The organism is Paenibacillus sp. 1_12 (assembly GCF_900114475.1).
Lineage (GTDB): Bacteria > Bacillota > Bacilli > Paenibacillales > NBRC-103111 > Paenibacillus_S.
Map to the genome: position 1 here is coordinate 20,066 of NZ_FOTE01000022.1, position 24,573 is coordinate 44,638.

Annotated in this window: 21 protein-coding genes and 1 tRNA gene; 20 read left to right on the forward strand and 2 right to left on the reverse strand. The window is 46.2% G+C overall.

What is annotated here, in order from left to right; genetic code table 11:
* Positions 1-33: 33 nt before the first annotated feature.
* The 12 genes from hisF (at position 34) to BM210_RS29010 (ending at position 12,615) form a co-directional block, all read left to right on the forward strand.
* Entirely contained in the window at positions 34-792 is a 759-nt protein-coding gene (gene hisF / locus BM210_RS28955; RefSeq protein WP_091175934.1) for an imidazole glycerol phosphate synthase subunit HisF, read from the forward strand.
* The gene (gene hisIE, locus BM210_RS28960; protein WP_091175936.1) at positions 789-1,496 is read left to right on the forward strand and encodes a bifunctional phosphoribosyl-AMP cyclohydrolase/phosphoribosyl-ATP diphosphatase HisIE; all 708 of its coding nucleotides are present in this window, start codon (positions 789-791) and stop codon (positions 1,494-1,496) included. Before hisF ends, hisIE begins: the two co-directional genes overlap by 4 nt.
* 14 nt (positions 1,497-1,510) lie before the next feature.
* Complete coding sequence (gene hisJ / locus BM210_RS28965) at positions 1,511-2,317, forward strand: histidinol-phosphatase HisJ (protein WP_091175937.1); 807 nt, start codon at positions 1,511-1,513, stop codon at positions 2,315-2,317.
* A 176-nt stretch (positions 2,318-2,493) separates the two neighbouring features.
* Entirely contained in the window at positions 2,494-3,444 is a 951-nt protein-coding gene (locus BM210_RS28970; protein ID WP_091175939.1) for a ribose-phosphate diphosphokinase, read from the forward strand.
* A gap of 104 nt (positions 3,445-3,548) precedes the next feature.
* Entirely contained in the window at positions 3,549-5,303 is a 1,755-nt protein-coding gene (locus BM210_RS28975) for a tetratricopeptide repeat protein (protein WP_371263564.1), read from the forward strand.
* Between the two features lie 79 nt (positions 5,304-5,382).
* Complete coding sequence (gene trxB / locus BM210_RS28980; RefSeq protein WP_091175940.1) at positions 5,383-6,330, forward strand: thioredoxin-disulfide reductase; 948 nt, start codon at positions 5,383-5,385, stop codon at positions 6,328-6,330.
* A 136-nt stretch (positions 6,331-6,466) separates the two neighbouring features.
* A complete protein-coding gene (locus BM210_RS28985) occupies positions 6,467-7,417 on the forward strand; it encodes an ROK family glucokinase (protein WP_091175942.1) in 951 nt (316 codons plus the stop codon).
* Positions 7,418-7,434: 17 nt separating this feature from the next.
* Complete coding sequence (gene rapZ / locus BM210_RS28990; RefSeq protein WP_091175943.1) at positions 7,435-8,334, forward strand: RNase adapter RapZ; 900 nt, start codon at positions 7,435-7,437, stop codon at positions 8,332-8,334.
* Positions 8,331-9,317, forward strand: a complete 987-nt coding sequence (gene yvcK, locus BM210_RS28995; RefSeq protein ID WP_091175944.1) for a gluconeogenesis factor YvcK family protein — start codon at positions 8,331-8,333, stop codon at positions 9,315-9,317. Before rapZ ends, yvcK begins: the two co-directional genes overlap by 4 nt.
* Positions 9,318-9,323: 6 nt before the next feature.
* Complete coding sequence (gene whiA / locus BM210_RS29000) at positions 9,324-10,253, forward strand: DNA-binding protein WhiA (protein WP_091175946.1); 930 nt, start codon at positions 9,324-9,326, stop codon at positions 10,251-10,253.
* 153 nt (positions 10,254-10,406) lie between these two features.
* Positions 10,407-10,676, forward strand: coding sequence for an HPr family phosphocarrier protein (locus BM210_RS29005; protein WP_076230567.1), 270 nt, complete (start codon positions 10,407-10,409; stop codon positions 10,674-10,676).
* A 178-nt stretch (positions 10,677-10,854) separates the two neighbouring features.
* Complete coding sequence (locus BM210_RS29010) at positions 10,855-12,615, forward strand: stalk domain-containing protein (RefSeq protein WP_091175947.1); 1,761 nt, start codon at positions 10,855-10,857, stop codon at positions 12,613-12,615.
* 164 nt (positions 12,616-12,779) lie between these two features.
* On the opposite strand, the gene clpP is transcribed toward BM210_RS29010, so the two are convergent.
* Positions 12,780-13,361 carry an ATP-dependent Clp endopeptidase proteolytic subunit ClpP gene (clpP, locus tag BM210_RS29015; RefSeq protein WP_091175948.1) on the reverse strand — a complete coding sequence of 194 codons (582 nt, stop codon included), beginning with the start codon at positions 13,359-13,361 and terminating at the stop codon, positions 12,780-12,782.
* 192 nt (positions 13,362-13,553) lie between these two features.
* Positions 13,554-13,628, reverse strand: a tRNA-Arg gene (locus BM210_RS29020).
* A 243-nt stretch (positions 13,629-13,871) separates the two neighbouring features.
* On the opposite strand from BM210_RS29020, the gene BM210_RS29025 reads away from it, so the two are divergent.
* The 8 genes from BM210_RS29025 to BM210_RS29060 all read left to right on the forward strand — a co-directional run bounded on the left by BM210_RS29025 (position 13,872) and on the right by BM210_RS29060 (position 24,489).
* Positions 13,872-14,918 (forward strand): sugar-binding transcriptional regulator, encoded by a 1,047-nt coding sequence (locus tag BM210_RS29025; protein WP_091175950.1) that lies wholly within the window; start codon positions 13,872-13,874, stop codon positions 14,916-14,918.
* Positions 14,919-14,954: 36 nt separating this feature from the next.
* Positions 14,955-15,959: a type I glyceraldehyde-3-phosphate dehydrogenase gene (gene gap, locus BM210_RS29030; protein WP_076230556.1), complete on the forward strand. Its 1,005-nt coding sequence runs from the start codon at positions 14,955-14,957 to the stop codon at positions 15,957-15,959.
* A 182-nt stretch (positions 15,960-16,141) separates the two neighbouring features.
* Positions 16,142-17,323, forward strand: a complete 1,182-nt coding sequence (pgk, locus tag BM210_RS29035) for a phosphoglycerate kinase (protein WP_091175952.1) — start codon at positions 16,142-16,144, stop codon at positions 17,321-17,323.
* An 18-nt stretch (positions 17,324-17,341) separates the two neighbouring features.
* The gene (gene tpiA, locus BM210_RS29040) at positions 17,342-18,094 is read left to right on the forward strand and encodes a triose-phosphate isomerase (protein ID WP_091175953.1); all 753 of its coding nucleotides are present in this window, start codon (positions 17,342-17,344) and stop codon (positions 18,092-18,094) included.
* A 1-nt stretch (position 18,095) separates the two neighbouring features.
* Complete coding sequence (gpmI, locus tag BM210_RS29045; protein ID WP_091175955.1) at positions 18,096-19,628, forward strand: 2,3-bisphosphoglycerate-independent phosphoglycerate mutase; 1,533 nt, start codon at positions 18,096-18,098, stop codon at positions 19,626-19,628.
* A gap of 88 nt (positions 19,629-19,716) precedes the next feature.
* Positions 19,717-21,009, forward strand: coding sequence for a phosphopyruvate hydratase (gene eno / locus BM210_RS29050; protein ID WP_091175956.1), 1,293 nt, complete (start codon positions 19,717-19,719; stop codon positions 21,007-21,009).
* 68 nt (positions 21,010-21,077) lie between these two features.
* Positions 21,078-21,779: a M50 family metallopeptidase gene (locus tag BM210_RS29055; protein WP_091175958.1), complete on the forward strand. Its 702-nt coding sequence runs from the start codon at positions 21,078-21,080 to the stop codon at positions 21,777-21,779.
* A gap of 307 nt (positions 21,780-22,086) precedes the next feature.
* Positions 22,087-24,489 (forward strand): heavy metal translocating P-type ATPase, encoded by a 2,403-nt coding sequence (locus BM210_RS29060; protein ID WP_091175959.1) that lies wholly within the window; start codon positions 22,087-22,089, stop codon positions 24,487-24,489.
* Positions 24,490-24,573 lie beyond the last annotated feature (84 nt).

Below are 24,573 nucleotides of genomic sequence, written 5' to 3' on the forward strand. Positions count from 1 at the left end.
CTTCATACTTCTAAAGATTGGAGGAGAGCGATTATGCTTGCAAAACGTATTATTCCTTGTCTGGATGTTAAGGATGGTCGGGTTGTCAAAGGCGTTAATTTCGTCAATTTGCGCGATGCAGGTGATCCGGTTGAGCTGGCAGCGATCTACGATCAGGAAGGCGCAGACGAGCTGGTATTTCTCGACATATCAGCTTCGGTAGAGGGAAGGTCTACGATGATAGAGGTCGTCAAAAAGACGGCCGGTGAAATCACGATCCCTTTTACGGTTGGGGGCGGCATATCCAGTGTCGATGATATGAAACGATTGCTGCGCGCGGGTGCGGATAAGATCGGGATTAATACGGCAGCTGTCCGAAATCCGCAGCTGGTGTCGGATGGTGCCAGAAAGTTTGGCTCACAATGTATTGTTGTGGCTATCGATGCCCGTTATAACAAGGAATGGGAAGACTGGGAAGTGTTCACACATGGCGGACGCAACAGTACAGGCATTAGAGCACTGGAATGGGTCAAGCGTGTAGAGCAGCTGGGTGCAGGCGAGATTTTATTAACAAGCATGGATGCCGACGGTACAAAGGATGGTTTCGACCTTCCATTGACCCGCGCTGTATCTGAATGTGTGGGTATCCCTGTTATTGCTTCAGGCGGCGCTGGAACGAAGGATCATTTCTATGATGTATTTGCCGAGGGGAAAGCAGATGCAGGATTGGCTGCAACGATTTTTCATTATAAAGAGCTGACGATTGAAGACGTTAAGCAACATTTGAAGAACAGGGGAGTGGAAGTCAGATGAGTAATGTTAAGAAGCAAGCAGAAGAGAACAACCAACTCCCGCTATCCGGAGAGCAATTAAATGCAGCCATTAAATGGGATGCGCAGGGCTTAGTGCCCGCAGTAGTCCAGGATGCTGCGAGTAAAGAAGTATTGATGATGGCTTATATGAATCAGGAATCGTTAAAGCTGACTGTGGAATCGGGAGAAACCTGGTTTTGGAGCCGTTCACGAAATGAGCTGTGGCACAAAGGAGCGACCTCCGGTCACATCCAGAAGGTCAAGGCGCTAAAATACGATTGTGACGGTGATACCTTGCTCGTATTGGTAGATCAAGCAGGTCCGGCTTGTCATACAGGGGCTTACAGCTGTTTCTTTAACAATGTGCCGATTCAGGGACAAACTGCAGGGACTGACTCTTCAGCAAGCAAGGACCGCTTCGCTATTTTAGCCTCTTTGGAAGCTCTTATTGCCAAGCGTGATGCAGAACGTCCAGTAGGATCTTATACGACTTACCTGTTTGAACAAGGTATCGACAAAATATTGAAAAAGGTCGGCGAAGAAACGTCAGAAGTCATTATTGCTGCCAAAAATCGCGATAACGACGAAATTCGCTATGAAGCGAGTGATCTGATTTTCCATCTGCTGGTACTGCTGCGTGAAGCCAAGCTGCCGCTTGACGAGCTCATGCTGGAATTGGATCGTCGTCATCATTCAAAAAAATAACAGGAGAGATTCCGATGCTCATCGATTACCATACTCATCACGTCCGTTGTGGACATGCATCCGGAGAGCTGGAGGAATATGTACAAAAGGGCATTGAGCTCGGATTGACCCAACTGGGGTTATCCGATCACATGCCCTTGCTCCATGTAGACCCTGCCACCTATTTGCCTGGAATGGCCATGGCGATGGATGAATTGCCCCGCTACGTGGAGGAAGCTTTCCGGCTGCAGAAGCAATATAAGGACCGTATTGATATTCGTGTCGGCCTCGAGGGCGACTATATCGAAGGTTACGAGCAAGATATTGAACGTATAATTAATGCGTATCCGTGGGACTATGTGATTGGTTCTGTCCATTTTCTTGGAGAATGGGACATTTCTGATTATCGCCAGCTCGATAAATGGAACGGACGTGACCCCTATGACGTATATGTACAGTATTATGACGCTGTAGGCAAAGCAGTTCGCAGCGGTTTTTATGATTATATCGGACATATAGATGTGATAAAGCGTTTTGGTTACAAGCCCGAGCAAAGTGTCGTGCATTTGGAGAATCAAGCATTGGACGCGGTACGTGCTTCAGGAATGGCCATTGAGCTGAATGCTTCGGGACTGCGGATGCCCGTTAAGGAAATGTTTCCAAGCCGCCGTATGTTGGAATATTGCTATGAGCAAGGAATTCCGCTGACTATAGGATCGGATGCCCATCAGCCGGAACGGCTCACCCAGTATTTGGATCAAGCGGTGGATCTGCTGAAGGAGATTGGATTTACCGAGCTCGCTACCTTCCGTCAGAGGCAACGGACAATGATTGGGATGTAATTGGTTTAAATTAGGAGATTTTTTGGTAATCCAGAAAATGGTCAAGCAGATTTTCACGAATTCACCTAAATGACTTTTTCTTAATCAATTGGTTTCATGTATAATAGGTTTATGCAGTTTTTGTTGATTTTTATTTTATTCTAGTAAATGTAAACAACCCGTAGATGGAGGTAACCATGTTTAGCGACCAATTGAAAATATTTTCGGGATCATCCAACCCTCAACTAGCCGAGCAAATTTGTAAGGAATTGGATGTTCCACTTGGCAAAATCAAGCTTTCCCGGTTCAAATGCGGAGAGATCTACTGTCATTACGAGGAAACCATCCGTAACTGTGATGTGTTTCTGGTGCAGACGTTTTCCCATCCGATCAACGAGCACTTCATGGAATTGCTGGTGATGATGGACGCGGCCAAACGTGCGTCAGCCAGAACGATCAATCTGGTTATTCCTTATTACGGTTATTCCCGGCAGGAACGTAAGGCTGCCCCGCGTGAACCGATTACGGCCAAGTTGGTGGCGGATCTGCTTGATTCCGCAGGAGCGACTCGTGTGATCACGATTGATCTGCATGCTCCAGCTATTCAGGGATTTTTCAATATACCGGTCGACCATTTAACGGCGCTGGATTTATTAAGCAATCACATTAAGAGTCAAAATATTAAAGATTTAATCGTAGTATCTCCGGATGCCGGTGGCGTGACGAGAGCTGAGAATTTAGCTAATGTACTGGGAGCTCCAATTGCTATGATGTTCAAAAAGCGTTATGCACACAATGAAGCAACGGTTACCCATGTAGTTGGTGATGTCGAAGGCAAAACCCCGGTTATTATGGAAGACCTGATTGATACAGGTAAAACAATCGTTAACGTAGTGGAAGGCTTGAAGGAACGGGGCGCTAATGATGTATTCATCTGTGCCACGCATCCGGTGTTCTCTGGTCCTGCTCTGCAGCGTCTGGATCACCCGAATATTCGGGAAGTCATTATTACCGATTCGATTGCTATACCGAGCGACCACTCGTCAAAATTTAAGGTACTGTCTGTAGCGGGATTGCTCTCCAATGCGATCCGGATTATTAAAGACGGCGGCTCGATCAGCTCGCTGTTTAAATATGGCGGCATCTAAAATTGCATAATTCGTATGTATTCGTACGGTAATATGCTATAATTTTTGTAGATTAACGCTGATTTCTATGCGTATTCCAGACGGAACCGGAGGTGCCTTGCCTAGTGGAGAAGAAAAAACGTGCTGCACAATCCCAGCCTGACAAAGTGATACCTATAAAAATGGATGCAACGTTCTTTTTCGAACGAGCCGTTCAGTCTTTGGACCGATATCATTACGATAAGGCATTGAAGTATTTTCGTCGTGCCGCCGAATATGAACCGGATAATCCGGTCAATCATTGCAATTTGGCGGGACTTCTCTCGGAGATGGGGAATTACGAGGAATCAAATGTTATTTTGCAGCAGGTGCTGGATCAAGTGGATCCTACCATGACGGAATGCTATTTTTATATGGCTAACAACTTTGCCAACATGGAAAATTATGAATCGGCTGAAAAGGCGATTATACATTATTTAGAGCATGATGAATCCGGACAATTTCTGGAGGAATCTGAAGAGATGATTGAGCTGCTCACCTATGAGCTGGATCGTCCTACCCAATTGACCGGAATCAAAAGCCGCGAAGGCATGTTCGAACATGATCGTGCTCGTGCCTTGCTTGAAGAAGGCAAGTTTACGGAAGCTGTGCGCATATTGGAAAACATTGTAGAAAAACATACAGATTTTATGGCAGCACGCAACAATCTGGCGTTAGCGTATTATTATATGGGGTATTTCGACAAGTCTATTGACATGATTCGCCAGGTGCTGGAGTTGGATCATGGTAATCTGCATGCCCTGTGTAACTTAGCGATTTTTTACCAGCATTTTGGTGATGTGGAAAAACTCGGCGAGCTGCTCGAAGTGCTGCGCAAGACGTATCCTTTTCATCAGGATCATGTGTTTAAACTGGCTACCACAATGGGTATCTTAAGTGAGCATGAAACGGCGTATCGACTGTTCAAACGACTGTTGAAGACAGGCGAGGCTGGACTGGATCCTTGTTTATTTCATTATACAGCTGTTGCGGCTTACCATACGAAGCGTTATAGCGAGGCTGAGCGCCAGTGGCGGCAGGCTGAAAAATTCGATCCGGGCTCGGAAATACCGAAGTTCTATTTGAGTTTACTCGATAAGTCTCGTCATGAAGAGGAAAAACCCTCGGTAAGCTATCACTATCATCTTCCGTTCGAAGAGCAGTTTCGTGGATTGGAAAAATCAACGGAAGGCTTGCCGGACCATTTAAAGCGAGACCCGTTAGTGAGATCTTCGTTCTTCTGGGCATTGCGCCATGGAGACACAGAGACCAAGCTTCAGGTCATTCAGGCATTTGGCCTCATAGCCGACAATGAGGTGAAGGAAGCTCTGCTGGAGTTCGTACAGGAGCCTGGCGAGGACGATTATTTAAAAAAAGTTGCTATCTTCGTGCTACGCAGCATCGGTATTCAGGAGCCGGTTGATGCGGTACTGGAAGGTCGGAAGCTGGTTGTGCCTGCTTCTCCATTCTCTCCGAATTTGACGGTGTGGGAAACGAAATGGCAGCAAATTATGGATATGGCACTGGAGCAGATGAATCGCCGTTATGATATGGTACAACAATATGATTTGCAGACGCTGTGGGTCGAATTCCTGTCTCGCGTATCTCCGGATCATATGCCCAAAATTTCAAAGGTTGAGGGATGGGCAGCGGCTTTGGAATATTTGACAGCCAAAATGCACCGACGCGCAATTTCGTATCAGGAGTTGTCCTATCGCTACGGGGTTTCAGTAAAAACTATCAGTAAAAATGTAAAAGTTATTGACGATGCCTGCGGATTGCGGGAAAAGATGGAAACTATTTTTTCGAAGTTTGCAAGCTTTGATAATAAAGCAAAGTAACGGCACTGAAAGTGCATGTGCTGAAATACAAACGGATACCTGCGAAGCTGGTTAGTACAAAACTAAGGAGGATACCATCATGTACAGAACAATTGTTATAGGAACAGGTCCTGCGGGATTGACTGCAGCCATTTATTTGGCTCGTGCGAACCTGAATCCTCTGGTTATTGAGGGACCCGAGCCAGGAGGTCAGTTGACGACAACTACCGAAGTTGAAAACTTCCCTGGATTCCCTGAGGGTATTATGGGACCGGAATTAATGGACAACATGCGTAAGCAAGCAGAGCGCTTCGGAGCGGAGTTCAAGACAGGCTGGGTCAATTCGATCGATTTGTCGAACCGTCCGTTCAAGCTTTCAGTTGAAGGCTTGGGTGAGATTGAAGCGGAGAGCATCATTATTTCGACAGGGGCTTCTGCTAAGCTGTTGGGGATTGAGAATGAGAAGGAAAGTATTGGCCATGGTGTCAGTACCTGTGCAACCTGTGATGGGTTTTTCTTCCGCGGCAAGAAAATTATTGTAGTTGGCGGTGGTGACTCTGCGATGGAGGAAGCAAACTTCCTGACACGTTTTGCCACAGATGTAAAGCTTGTACATCGCCGCAGCGAGCTGCGCGCTTCCAAAATTATGCAGGACCGTGCTCGTGAAAATGCCAAGGTTTCTTGGGGACTTAACAAAACGCCGATAGCTGTTATTTCGGGTGATCGAGGCGTAACGGGTCTAAAGGTGTTAGATAATGAAACTGGAACAGAAGAAGTGATCGAAACCGACGGCATTTTCGTTGCGATCGGGCACAAACCGAACACCGGATTCCTTGCAGGGCAAATTACTACAGATGAAACAGGGTATATTATCGTAAAACCTGGTACTTCCCTAACCAACGTAGAGGGTGTATTCGCTTGTGGCGATGTACAGGACAGCAAATACCGTCAAGCTATTACAGCAGCCGGAAGTGGTTGTATGGCTGCACTTGATTGTGAGAAATTTTTGGATGGTCATATGGTTCACGACTGGAGCCAGTCCCTATAATTCATACAAAACGTGGGCATTCAGGACCCACGTTTTTTAGTCTTTTTTTAATTTCCTTTGCCTTGACCTGTAGATAGGCTTGGCTTATAGTTGGTATGAAGATTTATGCAATCATAGTTTATGGGGTGACCAGGTAATGGGAAATAACGTTTATGTTGGAGTCGACTTGGGAGGTACTTCAATCAAGGTAGGCCTTTGCGACGAGTCAGGCAAGCTGCTGCATACTTATGAAGGACCGACTGGAACAGAGCACGGTTCGGATGTAGTTTTGGAAAATATTGCGCAATATGTACGTAAGCTTGTTGCGGATTCGTCACATGATTGGGAGCAGGTAGCTGGAATCGGAGCGGGTATCGCCGGATTTATGGATATTCCTGAGGGGTTTATCAAGCTGTCTCCTAACTTGGGCTGGCGTAATGTACCTGTGAAGAAAATCCTAGAAGAAAAACTAGGGAAAACGGTGAAAATCGACAACGACGCGAACGTAGCTGCACTTGGCGAGGCATGGAGCGGTGCAGGAACTGGTATCCCGAATGTGGTATGCTATACTTTAGGTACAGGTGTTGGCGGCGGCATTATTATAAACGGAAAAATTTATCAGGGATTTAAAGGAATGGCCGGCGAGCTCGGACATATAAAGGTAGTACCGGATGTGGAAGCGATCCGATGCGGGTGTGGCATGTACGGTTGTTTGGAAACCGTGTCCTCAGCAACCGGCATCATTCGTATGGGTAAGGAAGCGGTTGAACGCGGCGAGCATACTTCATTAGCTTTGATCAAAGATCTGACAGCCAAAGATGTGCTTGATGCAGCGAAATCCGGTGATGAGGTTTCTTTGCGGATCGTGAACCGCGCAGCTCTGTATTTAGGCAAGTCGATGGCAGCTGTTTCCGTAATATTAAATCCACAGCGTTTTATTATTGGCGGCGGCGTTTCCAAAGCCGGTGAATTTTTATTCGAAGCGATACGTAAGTATTATCATGAGTACACACAGGAATCAGCCAGAGAAGGTGTGGATATCGTTCCAGCTTCCCTTGGAAATGATGCCGGTGTAGTCGGAGCTGCAGGCTTGAACCTGCATTCTTGAATTAGGAGGAAACTCGCATGGAAGAATTGCATTCCCTTGGCAAGCTGGTCATTATTACCGGTATGTCCGGAGCAGGCAAAACGATTGCGGTGCAAAGCCTAGAGGATCTTGGTTTTTTCTGTGTAGATAACCTGCCTCCGGTTTTGATTCCCAAATTCGCAGAACTGATTGAGCAGTCAAAGGGCCGAATTGGCAAGGTTGCTTTGGTCATTGATTTGCGCGGAAGGGAATTCTTCACGTCCTTGTCGGAGTCTCTGCAGTTTTTAAGGGAAAACCAGGCTTTAAAGTACGAAATTGTGTTTCTGGACGCTACCGACTCGGTGCTTGTTCAACGGTATAAGGAAAGCCGCCGCAAGCATCCGCTGGCTCCCGCTGGGGCGCCATTGGAAGGAATCCTGCAGGAGCGCAAGCTGCTTGAGGAGCTGAAGGGTATGGCGACGCAAGCGATTGATACCAGCAGTCTGAAGCCGGCCCAGTTGAAGGAAAAGATCGTATCCCGGTTTACCCATGCCGAAAAGGATGGAATTTCGATTAACGTGATTTCATTTGGCTTCAAATATGGGATACCGATCGATGCTGATTTAATATTTGATGTGAGATTTTTACCTAATCCTCATTACGTAGACGCCTTGCGGCCCAATACGGGTCAGGATTCTGAAGTGTATGACTATGTGATGAAGTGGGGTGAAACTCAGGAGTTTCTGGTCAAACTGCTCGATATGCTTCATTTTCTGATCCCGCAGTATAAGAAGGAAGGCAAAAGTCAGGTCGTGCTCGGTATAGGCTGTACAGGAGGTAAACACCGATCAGTGGCTATCGCTGAATACTTGGGTAAAGTGATGGGGAATAGTGAAACCGAGATCGTGCGGGTTAATCACCGTGACGCAGAGCGGGATCGGGTTGAGGTGAAAATATGACCTCTAGTTACGGAGAAGGTGACCGACCTCGTATCGTTGTCATCGGCGGAGGAACCGGTCTATCCGTTATGCTGCGTGGACTCAAGGAAAAACCGTTGGATATTACCGCTATTGTGACTGTAGCGGATGACGGAGGCAGCTCAGGTATTCTCCGCTCCGAGCTTGCGATGGTCCCCCCTGGCGATATCCGCAACGTGCTTACTGCACTGGCAGATGTGGAGCCGCTGCTGGGTAAAATGCTCGAGTATCGTTTTCAGAAGGGTCAAGGATTGGCAGGCCATAGTTTGGGTAATCTAATTTTGGCTGCAATGTGCGACATTACAGGTGATTTTGTAACCGGTGTACGTGAGCTGAGCCGTGTATTCGCCGTTCGAGGCCGTGTGCTTCCTGCTGCCAACCATGCTATTGTACTGAAGGCAGAGATGACGGATGGCAGTATCGTTGTGGGAGAGTCAAAAATCCCCAAGGCAGGCAAAGCCATAAAGCGCGTTTTTATCGAACCGGCCGATGTGTCCCCGTTACCAGAAGCTATTGAAGCACTAGAGCAGGCGGATGCGATTGTGATCGGTCCCGGCAGTCTGTATACAAGCATTTTGCCGAACTTGCTCGTTCCAGAAATTGCACGCACGATTGTTCAGTCCAAGGCATTGAAAATTTTTATTTGTAATGTCATGACGCAGCCCGGTGAAACGGATGGTTATAGTGTCAGCGACCATATTCAAGCGCTTCATGATCATGTTGAGCAAGATCTTTTCGATTATGTTATTGTTAATAATGGGGAGATTCCTCCTCAGGTCCAAGATCGATATGCAGAAAAGGGCGCCAAGGTTGTTCATCTTGATCTCGATGAGGTCACTCAAAAAGGGTATAAAGTCATCGCAGATCAATTAATTTTGTTCCGAACTTACCTGCGCCACGATGCGGAAAAGCTCAGTCAGCACATTTATCAGCTGGTGGAGAGCTGGATGCACAAGAAGAGGTGATTCCCCGTGTCCTTCGCCGCACAAACGAAAAAAGAATTGACCTTAATTCAGTCTGATGATTGTTGTGAAAAGGCTGAACTCTCTGCCCTCATTCGAATGAACGGTTCCGTACAGCTGACGAATCAACGCGTCGTCCTTGACATCAGCACTGAAAACGCAGCTATTGCCCGGCGTATTTATTCTTTACTCAAAAAGAAATTTAACGTACACATCGAATTGCTGGTCCGTAAAAAGATGCGGCTGAAAAAAAACAATGTGTACATGGTTCGAATTCCGAATCAGGTCCAGGATATTTTATCTGAGCTGCGGATTGTATCTGAAGGCTTTATGTTTACTCCGGGTATTGATGAGGAATTGATTCCGGATGAATGCTGTCAGCGTGCTTATTTGCGTGGAGCTTTTCTGGCAGGAGGCTCCGTCAATAATCCCGAAGGCTCATCCTATCATTTGGAAATCTCATCGATGTACGAGGAGCATTGTCATGCTTTATGTGATCTGGCCAATCAGTTTGAATTAAATGCACGATGTATCGAACGCAAAAAGGGATTTGTGCTCTATATCAAGGAAGGCGAGAAAATTATTGAATTGTTAAGCCTTATTGGTGCCCATCAAGCTTTATTGCGTTTTGAAGATGTTCGGATCATGAAGGATATGCGCAATTCCGTGAATCGTTTAGTCAACTGTGATACAGCCAATTTGAATAAAACGATCGGTGCTGCTGTACGTCAGATCGAGAATATTCGTCTGATCCAGAAAGAAATCGGTTTGGAAAACCTGCCTGAAAAACTGCGTGAAGTAGCTGAGGTTCGGATGCAAAATCCAGACATTAACTTAACCGAGGTCGGAGAACTGCTAAAGGGCAGTGTTAGCAAATCCGGTGTAAATCACAGGTTGCGCAAAATTGACGAGATGGCTGAGAAAATTCGAAAAGCTTGACTGGACATACGCCATGTAGGTTATTTTATGTAAATTTTCATTTGTTCTAGTGTAAAGGATTTAAAAATGATATAATGGTTGAAAAATCGCTTTTTCATGATCGTTGAAATAAATGATCATTTGCAATTTAAGATTTAGGGGGTATTGGTTGGAATGTCGAAACGCCCAGTAGTTGTGAAGTTAAAAACAGGCCTTCATGCCAGACCAGCAGCGCTTTTTGTTCAGGAAGCAAATAAGTTCTCTTCCGAGATCTTTGTTGAGAAGGACGAGAAGAAAGTCAACGCCAAGAGCATTATGGGAATTATGAGTTTGGCCATCAGTACGGGTACTGAGGTTTATATTAGTGCCGAAGGTTCGGACGCAGAACAGGCTGTAAACGCTTTAGTCACATTGGTAAGCAAAGAAGAGCTGGAGAACCAATAATCGATTGTCACTAGCTTCCGCTAAGGAAGCTTATTAGTGACACGGCCAAGACTTATAACATAACAAGAAAAGCGCAACCTTTTCTGAAGCTGAGCGTCTATTATGACGAGTTCTTCTGTGGAAAGGTTTTTTGCTGCGTAGACCTCACGCTATTTTACCCAATTGAAGGAGTAGAGAAATGAAACCGATGAAAAGAGAAATATCGCTGCTGGTTGTTATGTGCATGTTGTTCAGTCTCCTGATTACGTCAACCGCATCAGCGGCGCAATCAACGTCAACGACCTATATGCTGCTTTATGTGGATAAAACGGAAGCTTTTATTAACGGCAAACAGATCGTACTGGAGTCGCCAGCGACGATTATTAAGGACAAAATGTTTGTACCTGCCAAAGCTTTGGGTGATGCGATGGGGTTAAAGGTCGAATGGAACGATGTGACTCGGCAGATTGAAATGACCACGCCGGGCTTTAACATTGTACTTGACAGTGACCGCAAATCGGTTTGGATTAACGGGGTTTTAAATCCTTTTGATTCCGTAGCTGCGATCAGCAAGGAAGGTAAGCTTCTAATCAAGCTGACTTGGCTCGCTGATTATATGGGAGCACGATATACGTATAATGATGAGCTTCGCCGGGTTGAAATTATTCATACCAAAACGCCTACGGGCATTTATATTCCGAATACAGGCAATTCCAATCCCGTAGCCAAGTTCAATTTTGCCAAGCCGACGTATAAGCTGGGTGAGCCGATCAAATATGTGGATTTAAGCTATGATCCGGATTCCGAGGGTTTAGTGAAATATGAGTGGAAAGGTAACGAATCGGTGTTTTTCTCACCAGGTACTTACCCGATCACGTTGACCGTATGGGATGCGCATGGCAATAAAAGTGAAACTTATCTGCGAAACCTCACAATTGAAGATAAGGTATACCTGAGCGAGATTGAATACCCGATCTATATGAAACCGGTAGGAAGCTTTATTAAGACCGATTGGAGTACGCTTTGGGGGAATTTCTGGAATTTGCCTCAACTGCCGAAGCAGGTCACAACGGACAGCTCCCGCAAGCTGCTTGTGAGTGATAGTCCAGAGGAATTTACGGAAAAGGGCATTTTGTATCAGGACAAAGTCAATGGGAAAGGTCGGCTATACGCAGATCACATCAATGGAACGAAGGAAAAGGTCACTCTAGCGATTTTGGCTAAGAATACGACCAACAAACCGGTCACGATCAAAACAACGAACAAAGGCGAAGTGTGGCCTTCTGTGTATGCCAATCTGATCGGTAATGAAGCTTCTGTGGACTTCCTGATGAATGATCCGCGGAGCGATTCCATGGAGGTTCCTGCCAATCAGACTTTCATTTATTCGCAAATGCCAGAATTTTATCCAGGCCAAGGTGTTAACCTGTTCTATGACGTAGAAACGAATGGCGAGATTGAGTTTTCCTTTGTGGCTACAAGCCAGTTATCACAAACGACACTCAGCCAGCTGCCCTTGCTTCCTTTTACAGGGCATGTCAGAGGTACGTTTCCGGTATCAGAGGTCAAATGGAATATTGATGCCAGCTCGTTTACCAAGCCGAACCGCCTGATTATCGGGGATGGCACGACAGATCCGTTCCAGCCGGGCTATGATCCGATGCGCAAGCAGAATGTATTGAACGAAGGCAATTATGGAGTGGTTTACAAGATCCATGCGGACAAGCCAAGGAAAATGGCGATTATGCTGTTAGCGTATGGCGGCGTATTTAAAGGTCCGATTAAAATCAATGGTGAAATTAGTCTGATACCGCAATCAGGGGTTATTACCGCTTTTGACGGGATGCAGATTCTGGCTCGAACGACGGGTGAAGAAGCGGCCTTGGATATTGAATTTACGCCACCAGCCGGCTCCGCCTTCCCGATTGACCTGATTTTCTTCCCATTGGATGATAAATAATAAACCGATAGCTGAAAGCTCTCCCTTTTCGAACTAGGGGAGGGCTTTTTTTATACCCAATACCTAACCTATACCAAAAAAAGGACCGCTCCCATCTCAGCGTTTGCTGCGGATAGGACGGTCCTCGGTGAACATCGGGTATAGATGAATCTATGCGTCTGTACTTATAATTTGGTAATGACTTTATCGATCAGACCGTAAATCCGCGCATCTTCCGCATACATGAAATTGTCGCGATCCGTGTCTTTTTCGATTTGTTCAAAGGTTTGTCCTGTGCGTTCTGCCAAAATCGTGTTCAATTTATCCCGCATTTTGATAATACGGTTGGCACGAATCGCAATATCGCTAGCTTGGCCTTCGGCACCGCCTAGTGGCTGGTGGATCATGACTTCACTGTTCGGTAGCGCAAAACGTTTGCCTTTGGTACCGGCAGCCAACAGGAAGGCTCCCATCGATGCCGCCATACCTACGCAGATAGTAGATACATCGGGTTTAATGAACTGCATCGTGTCAAAAATCGCCATGCCTGAAGTGATGGAACCGCCTGGGCTGTTGATATAAATATGAATGTCTTTGTCAGGATCCTGCGCGGCCAAGAACAGCAACTGGGCAATAATGGCGTTCGCTACTTGGTCGTTAATGGCCGTACCGAGAAAAATAATGCGATCCTTCAGCAAACGGGAGTATATGTCATACGCTCGCTCTCCTCTGGCATCGGGTTCAACTACCATGGGTATAAAACTCATAAGCTGCAGCCTCCTAAAAGTACATGAATGTTTGATAACACTATAACCATCATAACGGAAATATAAACAAAGGTCAAGAAAGGTCAAACGGTGTTCATTAAAAAACCTTTACAATGCGGTCTTGAAGCTGATGACCGGACTGTAAAGGTTGTATATGGCTGAATGAGATCAATCATAATTGTTAAAGGTTAATGGCGCGCCCGCAAGGAATCGAACCTTGATCTCAGGCTTCGGAGGCCTACGTCATATCCATTGGACCACGGGCGCACATTTAAAATCATCGTTTAAAATGAATGAGCAAGGGTTATTATATGATATGCAGGAGTAAATTGCAACCTTGTTTTGCAGGGTCGTGATTTTTGACCAAATTGTGAATTGCTGTTGAAATTAACAAATCAATTCGTTATAATGAAATTACTAAGTAAATCTTAGTACTTTTTTTGGAAGTTGTGGGACGAAAAATGTAGTACTGGGACAAAAAAAGTCCATGGCGCAGCGGGAGTGTAAAGTATGAGAGGAATTCTCGATATTCAAAAACAGCTTTTGCCCGATCTGTTGGATACGATGAAAAAACGGTATACGATCCTGCATTTTATTCGTATATCCGGCGTTGTAGGCCGCAGGACGCTGGCGGGTTCGCTTAACACCACGGAGCGTATTATGCGCAGCGAGGTCGATTTTTTGAAGTCTCAGGGGTTGCTTGAAATTGAGTCTTCCGGAATCCGGATCAGTGAAACGGGACGGCAGCTGCTCGAGCAAATCGAGCCGTTGGTCAAGGAACTGTTCGGGCTGACTGAGCTTCAGGAGCAGATACGGTTGCATTTTAACCTGAAGCAGGTTGTTATCGTTCCAGGCGATTCAGAACTTTCACCCCACACCAAAAAGGAATTGGGACTCGTAGGCGCAGCTATTTTGCGCAAGCACGTAACCCAGGATGAAGTCATTGCGGTAACCGGTGGGTCCACAATGGCAGAGGTCGCGAATCACCTGTCTTCCTCCACATCGCTCAAAGGCTGCGTATTTGTGCCAGCACGCGGCGGGCTCGGAGAAAGCATGGATTTCCAAGCAAATACGATTGCTTCGACAATGGCCAAGAAAACCGGCTCTCGTTACCGATTGCTGCATGTTCCTGACCAGCTTGGTGAGGAAGCTTATCAATCGTTAATGCAGGACAGCTCCATATTGGAGATCATTGCCTTCATTAGGGGCGCTCGAATTGTTATTCATGGCATAGGAGAAGCTATGCTGATGGCAAGACGGCGTAAGGTTGATGAGTCCACTACAGCGATTTTGCAGCAGGACGGAGCTTTGGCAGAAGCGTTCGGGTATTATTTTGACCGAGATGGGAAGATACTGCATAAGATGCCTACAGTTGGCTTACGCATTGAGGACATTCAGGAAATGGACTGTGTCATCGGTGTCGCTGGGGGTAAAAGTAAAGGTGAGGCCATCGCTGCCGTGCTGAAATTTGGACATGAGGATATTCTTGTGACAGATGAAGCCGCTGCTTTGGAGATCGTGCAAATGCTACATCTTGATGGGCATCGCCCGTCTTGACATAAATCCAATACACATTATTAGGAGGCTTTTTCAATGGTAAAAGTAGGTATTAACGGTTTTGGACGTATCGGTCGTAACGTGTTTCGCGCAGCTTTGGGTAATCCTGATGTAGAAATCATAGCTATCAACGATTTGACAGATGTTAACACATTGGCACATTTGTTGAAGTATGACACGACTCACGGCAGAATCAATGCAACAGTTGAAGCAGCTGAAGGCGCACTAATCGTTAACGGTAAATCCATTAAAGTATTTGCTGAGCGCAACCCGGAAAACCTGCCTTGGGGAGCTAACGGCGTAGAAATCGTTGTTGAATCCACAGGTATTTTCACTTCCAAAGAAAAAGCTTCCTTGCATATTAAAGGCGGCGCTAAAAAAGTAATCATCTCCGCTCCAGCTACTGACGAAGATATCACTATCGTTCTGGGCGTAAACGAAGATAAATACGATGCAGCAGCACATAACATCATTTCCAATGCTTCTTGCACAACAAACTGTCTAGCACCTTTTGCTAAAGTATTGAATGATAAATTCGGTATCGTTAAAGGTATGATGACAACCATCCATTCCTACACAAATGACCAATCCGTATTGGATCTGCCGCACAAAGACCTTCGTCGTGCTCGTGCAGCAGCTGAGAACATCATTCCTTCCACAACAGGCGCAGCCAAAGCGGTTTCCCTGGTATTGCCTGAGCTGAAAGGCTTGCTGAACGGTATGTCCTTCCGCGTACCTACGCCTAACGTATCCGTTACGGATCTGGTTGCTGAATTGAAAGTAAACGTAACTGTAGACGAAGTGAACGCAGCTTTGAAAGAAGCAGCTAACAGCACTTTGAAAGGTATTTTGAACTACTCCGATGAGCCGCTTGTATCCAGCGACTACAATGGTGACCCAGCTTCCTCCACTATTGATGCGTTGAGCACAATGGTTGTTGGCGACAACATGGTAAAAGTGGTTTCCTGGTATGACAACGAGTGGGGCTACTCCAACCGTGTTGTAGACTTGGCTGCTTTTATCGCGAAAAAAGGCCTGTAATTCACATTGTGGTTATGACAAAAAGTTTGTGAACTAACTATCAAGTGATAATAAACCATGAGAAGGTGCCCCGGCTTGCGGAGCCTTTCTCATTGTTGTTATCGCCGGATGCTTGTCACATCAAGTCATACCCACAATTTTTGTATGCAGATAAATAGATACCTACAAGGAGGCGTTCCTGAATGAATAAACAAAGCGTGCGTAACGTAGATGTAAGCGGCAAAAGAGTATTTGTACGGGTAGATTTCAATGTACCTTTGGAAAACGGCGCTATTACCGATGATACACGGATTCGTGAAACACTTCCGACGATTCAATATTTAGCTGAACGAGGCGCTAAAGTTATTTTGGCAAGTCACTTGGGTCGTCCGAACGGCGCAGTGGTTGAAGAGCTGCGTTTGACGCCGGTTGCAGCACGTTTGTCCGAGCTGTTGGGCAAGACGGTTGCCAAAGCGGATGAGGCGATTGGCGAGGCGGTTCAGGCTCAAGTCGCTGCACTGAATGACGGCGATGTGCTGCTGCTCGAAAACGTGCGTTTTTATCCAGGTGAAGAAGCCAACGATGCGGAACTGGCGAAATCTTTTGCAAGCTTAGCTGATTTGTATGTTAATGATGCATTTGGAGCGGCTCACCGTGCACATGCTTCGACTGAAGGCATTGCTCACTATCTGCCGGCTGTATCCGGTCTTTTGATGGAGAAGGAGCTTGATGTATTGGGCAAAGCACTGCACAATCCTGAGCGTCCGTTCACTGCGATTGTTGGCGGCTCCAAGGTTAAAGATAAAATCAATGTCATTACGAACCTGCTGAACATTGCTGACAACATCATCATTGGCGGCGGTTTGTCCTATACATTCCTGAAAGCACAAGGCTACGAAATCGGTAAATCCTTGGTAGACAACAGCAAATTAGAGCTTGCACTCAGCTTCTTGGAAACAGCTAAGGAAAAAGGCGTCAACTTCCTGATCCCTGTGGATATTATTGTAGCTGACGATTTTAACGCGAAGGCGAATACTCGGGTAGCTGCGGTCAATGAAATTCCTGCGGATTGGGAAGGCATTGATATCGGTCCTAAAACTCGTGAAATCTATGCTAAAACGATTGCTGAATCCAAGCTGGTCGTTTGGAACGGACCGATGGGCGTATTCGAAATCGAGCCTTTCTCCCATGGTACTCGTGCTGTAGCACAAGCTTGCGCAGCTACTGAAGGCTACACGATCATTGGCGGCGGCGATTCTGCAGCAGCTGTTGAGAAATTCCACTTGGCTGATCAAATGAATCATATTTCGACTGGCGGCGGCGCTTCTCTTGAATTTATGGAAGGCAAGGCTCTACCAGGCGTTGTCGCGTTAAACGATAAATAAATACAAGGAGTGACACATATGCGTAAACCAATCATTGCTGGCAACTGGAAAATGTTCAAAACGGTAAGTGAAGCTACAGCGTTCATCAATGAAGTTAAAGGTCAAGCAGAGGTTGATGGTGTAGACAGCGTAATTTGCGCTCCTTACATCAGCCTGCCTGCGCTTGTAGAAGCAGTCAAAGGCACAACTTTGAAGATTGGCGCACAAAACCTGCATTGGGAAGATAACGGTGCTTATACAGGTGAAATCAGCGGTGTGATGCTGAAGGATCTGGGTGTGGACTATGTCATTATCGGCCATTCCGAGCGTCGTGCTTACTTTGCTGAGACTGACGAGACCGTTAACAAAAAAGTGCACGCTGCTTTCAAGCATGGCTTGACTCCAATTGTTTGCGTAGGCGAAAAGCTGGAGGAACGTGAAGCAGGCGAAACGAAAACGGTATGCAAAGTGCAAACAGAAGCAGCTTTTGCTGGAATTAGTGCAGAGCAAGCCGCTCAAGTTGTCGTGGCTTATGAGCCGATCTGGGCTATTGGCACAGGTAAATCGTCCACAGCGGCTGACGCAAATGAAGTGATCAGTTACATTCGTGAGTTGATTGCAGGCCTGTACAGTCAATCGGTAGCGGACGCAGTTCGTATTCAATACGGCGGCAGCGTGAAGCCATTCAACATTGGCGAATATATGCAGGAAGCGGATATCGATGGAGCGTTGGTAGGGGGAGCGAGCCTAGAGCCAGCATCCTATACACAGCTCGTTCAGGGGGCTAAGTAAGATGTCCAGACCCAAACCGGTAGCTTTAATTATCATGGATGGTTTCGGCCTTCGCGGTGAAGTCATGGGTAACGCCGTTGCCCAAGCAAAAAAACCGAACTATGACCGGTACATGGCTGAATATCCGCATACAACATTAACAGCTTGCGGTGAAGCGGTCGGTCTTCCTGAAGGTCAAATGGGCAACTCGGAAGTTGGCCATTTGAACATCGGAGCGGGACGTATCGTATACCAAGACTTGACTCGTATCTCGAAATCGATTCGCGATGGAGAGTTTTTTGATAACGAAACGATTCTGGGTGCGATCAACCATGCCAAGCTGAACGGCAAAAAGCTGCACCTTTACGGGTTATTGTCGGATGGCGGTGTTCACAGCCATATCGCTCACCTGTTCGCTTTATTGGAAGCTTGCAAGAAGCAGCAGTTCGAGGACGTCTACATACATGCATTCCTCGATGGCCGTGATGTCGCACCGGACAGCGCCAAGATGTATATGGAGCAGCTGCTGGCCAAGATTACCGAGATTGGTGTAGGTAAAATTGCGACTGTACAAGGTCGTTATTATGCCATGGACCGCGACAAGCGCTGGGATCGTGTGGAAAAGTCGTACCGAGCTATGGTTTATGGCGAGGGCCCGCATTATACAGATCCGCTGCAAGCGATAATTGATTCTTACACATCATCTGTATTCGATGAGTTCGTATTGCCAACGGTTATTGTCAAAGCCGATGGTCAACCAGTTGGGTTGGTTGAATCCGAGGACTCCGTGATCTTCTTCAATTTCCGTCCGGACCGTGCGATTCAATTATCGAATGTGTTTACGAATACCGATTTTCAAAGCTTCGACCGTGGAGAAAAATGGCCGCATAACCTGTATTTTGTATGCTTGACCCTTTTTAGTGAAACGGTTGGCGGCTATGTAGCGTATAGTCCAAAGAACCTTGATAATACACTTGGTGAGGTTCTGGTTCAAAATAACTTAACCCAGCTGCGTATTGCCGAGACGGAAAAATATCCGCATGTTACTTTCTTTTTCAGCGGCGGGCGTGATCATGAGCTGCCTGGGGAAACGCGGATTTTGATTAACTCTCCTAAGGTGGCAACCTATGATCTGCAGCCGGAAATGAGCGCTTTTGAGCTTGCTGAAGCAGCCGTTAAGGAAATTGAGGCGGAACGTCAGGATGTTATTATCATGAATTTCGCGAATCCGGATATGGTTGGACATTCCGGACTGCTGGAACCGACGATCAAAGCAGTTGAAGCTACGGATACTTGCATGGGTCGTGTGGTAGAAGCGGTGCTGGCTAAAGGCGGGGTTGCCCTGATTACAGCTGATCATGGAAATGCGGATTTGGTTACAAATGGGGATGGCAGCCGCAATACGGCGCATACGACAAATCCAGTGCCTTTTATTGTGACGTCCAAACATGTTACACTAAGAAATGACGGCATATTGGCAGATATTGCTCCGACGATTCTCAGCCTGCTCGATGTCAAGAAGCCGGTTGAAATGACGGGTACAACATTAATTTAAGCTTGAATGCGGATGCGTCATGCAGAGGCTGGGCTTAAACGGGGATATTTGCCCCTAAAACAAAACATTGAGGGAGTGTTTCTTAGTTATGACGACAATTAGTAATGTATATGCACGTGAAGTATTGGATTCCCGCGGTAACCCGACTGTAGAAGTAGAAGTATATTTGGAGTCCGGCGCAAGAGGTCGCGCTATCGTTCCTTCCGGTGCTTCCACGGGTGCTTATGAAGCGGTTGAGCTTCGTGATGGCGACAAATCCCGTTACCTAGGTAAAGGTGTTATCAAAGCGGTTGACAATGTTAATGATATCATCGCTCCTGAGCTGATCGGTATGGACGCTTTGGATCAAGTTGGCATCGACCAAAAAATGATCGAGCTTGACGGTACACCAAACAAAGCTAAATTAGGTGCTAACGCAATTCTTGCCGTTTCCATGGCAGTTGCTCGTGCAAGCTCCGATGCTTTGGACATTCCTTTGTATGTATACCTGGGTGGATTTAACGCGAAGCAGCTTCCGGTTCCGATGATGAACATCATCAATGGCGGCGCTCACGCTGACAATAACGTTGACGTTCAAGAGTTCATGGTTATCCCTGTAGGCGCTCCTTCCTTCAAAGAAGCATTGCGTACTGGCGCGGAAATTTTCCATGCTCTGAAAACAGTATTGAAAGAAAAAGGCTTGAACACGGCAGTTGGCGACGAGGGTGGTTTTGCTCCTAACTTTGCTTCCAACGAAGAAGCAATCACTACGATCCTGACAGCAATCGAACTTGCTGGCTACAAACCAGGTGTTGATGTATTCCTGGGTATGGACGTTGCCTCCACAGAATTCTACAAAGACGGTAAATACCATCTTGAAGGCGAAGGCAAATCCTATACTTCGGCTGAGTTCGTAGACTTCCTTGCAGCTTGGGTAGACAAATACCCAATCATCACCATTGAAGATGGCTGCTCCGAAGACGATTGGGAAGGCTGGAAGCTGTTAACCGAGAAGCTTGGCAGCAAAATTCAATTGGTTGGTGACGATTTGTTTGTAACTAACACAGAGCGTTTGGGCAGAGGTATTGATGAAAATATCGGTAACTCCATCCTAGTTAAAGTTAACCAAATCGGTACTTTGACAGAAACGTTTGATGCTATTGAAATGGCTAAACGTGCTGGCTACACAGCTGTTATTTCTCACCGTTCGGGCGAAAGCGAAGATAGCACAATCGCTGATATCGCAGTAGCTACCAATGCTGGCCAAATCAAAACGGGTGCACCTTCCCGTACAGACCGCGTTGCTAAATACAACCAATTGCTTCGTATCGAAGATCAATTGCGTGACACAGCTATTTATGCTGGTAAAAAAGCATTCTACAACCTTAAAAATTTTAAATAATTAAATAATAGCTGCATATGGATAGTGGTACGAGCTTCACATATGCAGCTTCTCAGGGGGAATCAACGATGAGCAACTGGTTAAAGACTGTATGTTTTCTAATAGGGTCTGCCTTGCTTACGCGGTGGATTCCCTTTTCTTCGTATTTTCGCAGTTTGGATACGATGATTCACGAATTCGGTCATGCGATCGTCACCTTGGCGCTGTCTGGCAAGGTAATGTTTATCGAGCTGAATGCCGATCACAGCGGGGTCACGTACTCCTCTGTCACGAATAGCTGGAGCTTGCTGCCGATAGCGTTGGCTGGTTACACAGCAGCGTCCTTGTTTGCGGTATTGCTGTTCAAGATGCAGTCTTATGGCAAGCAGCAGCTCGGACTTCAGATTATGACTTTGCTCGCCCTGATTTCATTACTGCTCTTTGTCCGCAATGGATACGGAATGATATGGTCGATTGGATTTATCGCACTTAACGTCGTCATGCTGTTCGTAGTGCCACGTTGGCTGCGGGACGGATATTACCTGCTGTTGGCATTTCTGACGCTGGAGGAGTCCGTTATGGGGCCGATCACGCTAGTCATCTATGCGATCAATAACCCTGCGTCGGCAGGAGATGCAGCTAATTTAGGCACACTCACCTGGATTCCGGCAATCGTCTGGGCGATCTTGTTTACGTTGTTCTCGTTATGGTGCGCTAAGAGCGCAATTGGGGCGTTTTTGAGTCGGAGAAGATCAAAGGCAGCACCACCAGCTTATTCGTCTTATAAGTAAGCCTAGAATCAGTTAAACCCTATATATGAGCTAAAGGCTGCCGCGAGGCAGTCTTTATTGCGTTCAGTTATGTGAAAGCATCAATCTATGATGTGCGAAAAATCAACCCACAAGGTTGCCTTTGCAGCGGCCTGATGCTATCAAGATGTTTAGTTAATCTTATGGAGGCATTTAATTATCGATACAACTCGGCATAATAAATGATGTGAAAAGTGATTGACATTCCAGTGATAGAATGAATATAATGACCTTAATACATTATATATGAATATATGCTCATATGATTGCTGGAAAGAGGGCGGTTGCAATGGATACATCCAAAGAACTTGTAAAGCGAGAGCTTATATTAGAGGGTTTAGATTGTGCCAACTGTGCATTGAAAATTGAAAACGGCGTACAAAAAATATCAGGCGTTTCCTCATGCTCCGTAAATTTCGTTACTAAAACGATGACAGTGGAGACTGAAAAAGGTCAAGATGAAGCGATAATAGCAGAAGCAAAGAAAAAGGTGAATAGGTTAGAGCCTCACATTCAAGTGAGGGAAAAAGTAAAAGCTGCCTCAAGAGGGAGCATATCGAGACAAGCAGAGGGACACGCTCACGATCACGGATCAGAGGGTCACGCTCACGATCATGGAACTGAGGGTCACACTCATGATCATGGATCAAAGGGACACGCTCATGAACGAGGGGCCAAAGCCCATGCCCATGCCCATGCCCATGACCATGAAACAGAGGGTCACACTCACGATCATGGAACAGAGAGACACGCTCATGACCATGGAGCCAAAGCACACGCCCACGATCATGGATCAGAAGATCACGCTCATGATAATGAAGAGGGGCACACCCATGATCATGGTAGTGGAAGTGTTAAGCAGATGTCGATTCGATTAGGGATAGGTGTCGTATTAACCGGTATCGGGATGCTTGCTCCGGTTTCAGGATTATGGGAGCTTGGGCTGTTTCTCCTGGCGTATGTGATTGTAGGGGGAGACATCGTCCTGCAAGCCGCGAGGAATATCATTAGAGGCCAAGTATTTGACGAAAACTTTCTAATGGCCATTGCCACAATAGGAGCTTTTGCCGTTAACCAATATCCCGAAGGTGTAGCGGTTATGTTATTTTACCAAGTCGGTGAAATGTTCCAGGGTATTGCGATAAATCGTTCACGTAAATCGATCAGCTCTCTGATGGACATACGCCCGGATTACGCAAATCTAAAAGTCGGAAGCGAGACTAAGCGTGTTTCCCCGGAACATATAAATATTGGCGACCATATTATTGTAAAACCCGGTGAAAAGGTGCCTTTGGACGGGAAAGTTCTAGAGGGGAGCTCCATGGTGGATACTTCTGCTCTGACAGGTGAATCCGTTCCAAGAGAGATAGAGGCGGGTCATGATGTCTTAAGCGGATTTATTAATAAAAATGGTGTATTGACCGTGGAGGTTACGAAAAGCTTCGGTGAATCGACTGTCTCCAAAATTTTGGAATTGGTTCAAAATGCGAGCAGCAAAAAAGCGCCAACCGAAAAGTTTATTACTAAATTCGCTCGTTATTATACACCTGTCGTCGTTATTGTAGCTCTATTATTAGCTGTAGTACCGCCATTAGTTGTGAATGGGGCAACCTTTTCAGACTGGATCTACCGTGCTTTAATTTTCCTCGTGATTTCGTGCCCATGCGCTCTGGTGGTTTCAATCCCACTTGGATTTTTTGGCGGTATCGGGGCGGCTTCCAAATCGGGTATTTTGATAAAGGGAAGCAATTACCTGGAAGCATTAAATGATGTGAAGTATGTGGTTTTTGATAAAACCGGAACCTTGACCAAGGGAGCTTTTAAAGTAACGGATATTAGGCCAGCAGGTGGTACTGCCGAGGATGAATTATTAGAGTATGCCGCTTATGCGGAGGCGCATTCGACTCACCCGATAGCCGTATCGATCCGAACAGCCTACGGGAAAGAAATTAAGGCAGACGATCTGACGGAAACCAATGAAATTTCCGGACACGGAATTCAGGTAATGGTGCGGGGGAAAGAAGTGCTTGCAGGGAATGCCAAGCTGATGAGCAAAGAACAGATTGTATTCCGGTCACCTGAAGAGGTCGGGACAGTTGTTCATATTGCTGTTGATAAACAATATCTTGGATATATCGTTATTTCGGATGAAGTGAAAGAAGATTCAGCAGAAGCGATCCGATTGCTCAAAGGGCTTGGGATTAAAAAGACGGTCATGCTGACAGGGGATGCCAAGGCTGTTGCAGAGGCTGTAGGCCGCAAACTGGATATAGATGAAGTCCATGCGGAGCTGCTCCCACAGCATAAGGTAGAAGAAATTGAAAAATTAGACATGCTGAAATTGAAGAATGAAAAGATCATTTTTGTGGGAGACGGGATTAACGATACACCTGTGCTGGCGCGGGCTGATGTGGGGATAGCTATGGGGGGCTTGGGATCGGATGCTGCGATTGAAGCGGCGGATATTGTCATTATGACAGATGAACCTTCTAAAATAGCTGCTGCAATCGGTATAGCGAAGCGTACGCGGCAGATTGTTTGGCAAAATATCATTTTTGCATTAGCGGTCAAAGGTGTTTTCCTATTACTTGGCGCTTTTGGAGTTGCGACGATGTGGGAAGCTGTTTTTTCAGATGTTGGGGTCACTTTAATTGCAGTTTTGAATGCCATGCGTGTATTGAAATTGAAGTAATTGACGTGTAAAGCTAACCGAACCTTAGGTTTGGTTGGCTTTTTTTTTGCGTCATACTGTCAGAGCTTAAGCAATTGTTCTTGT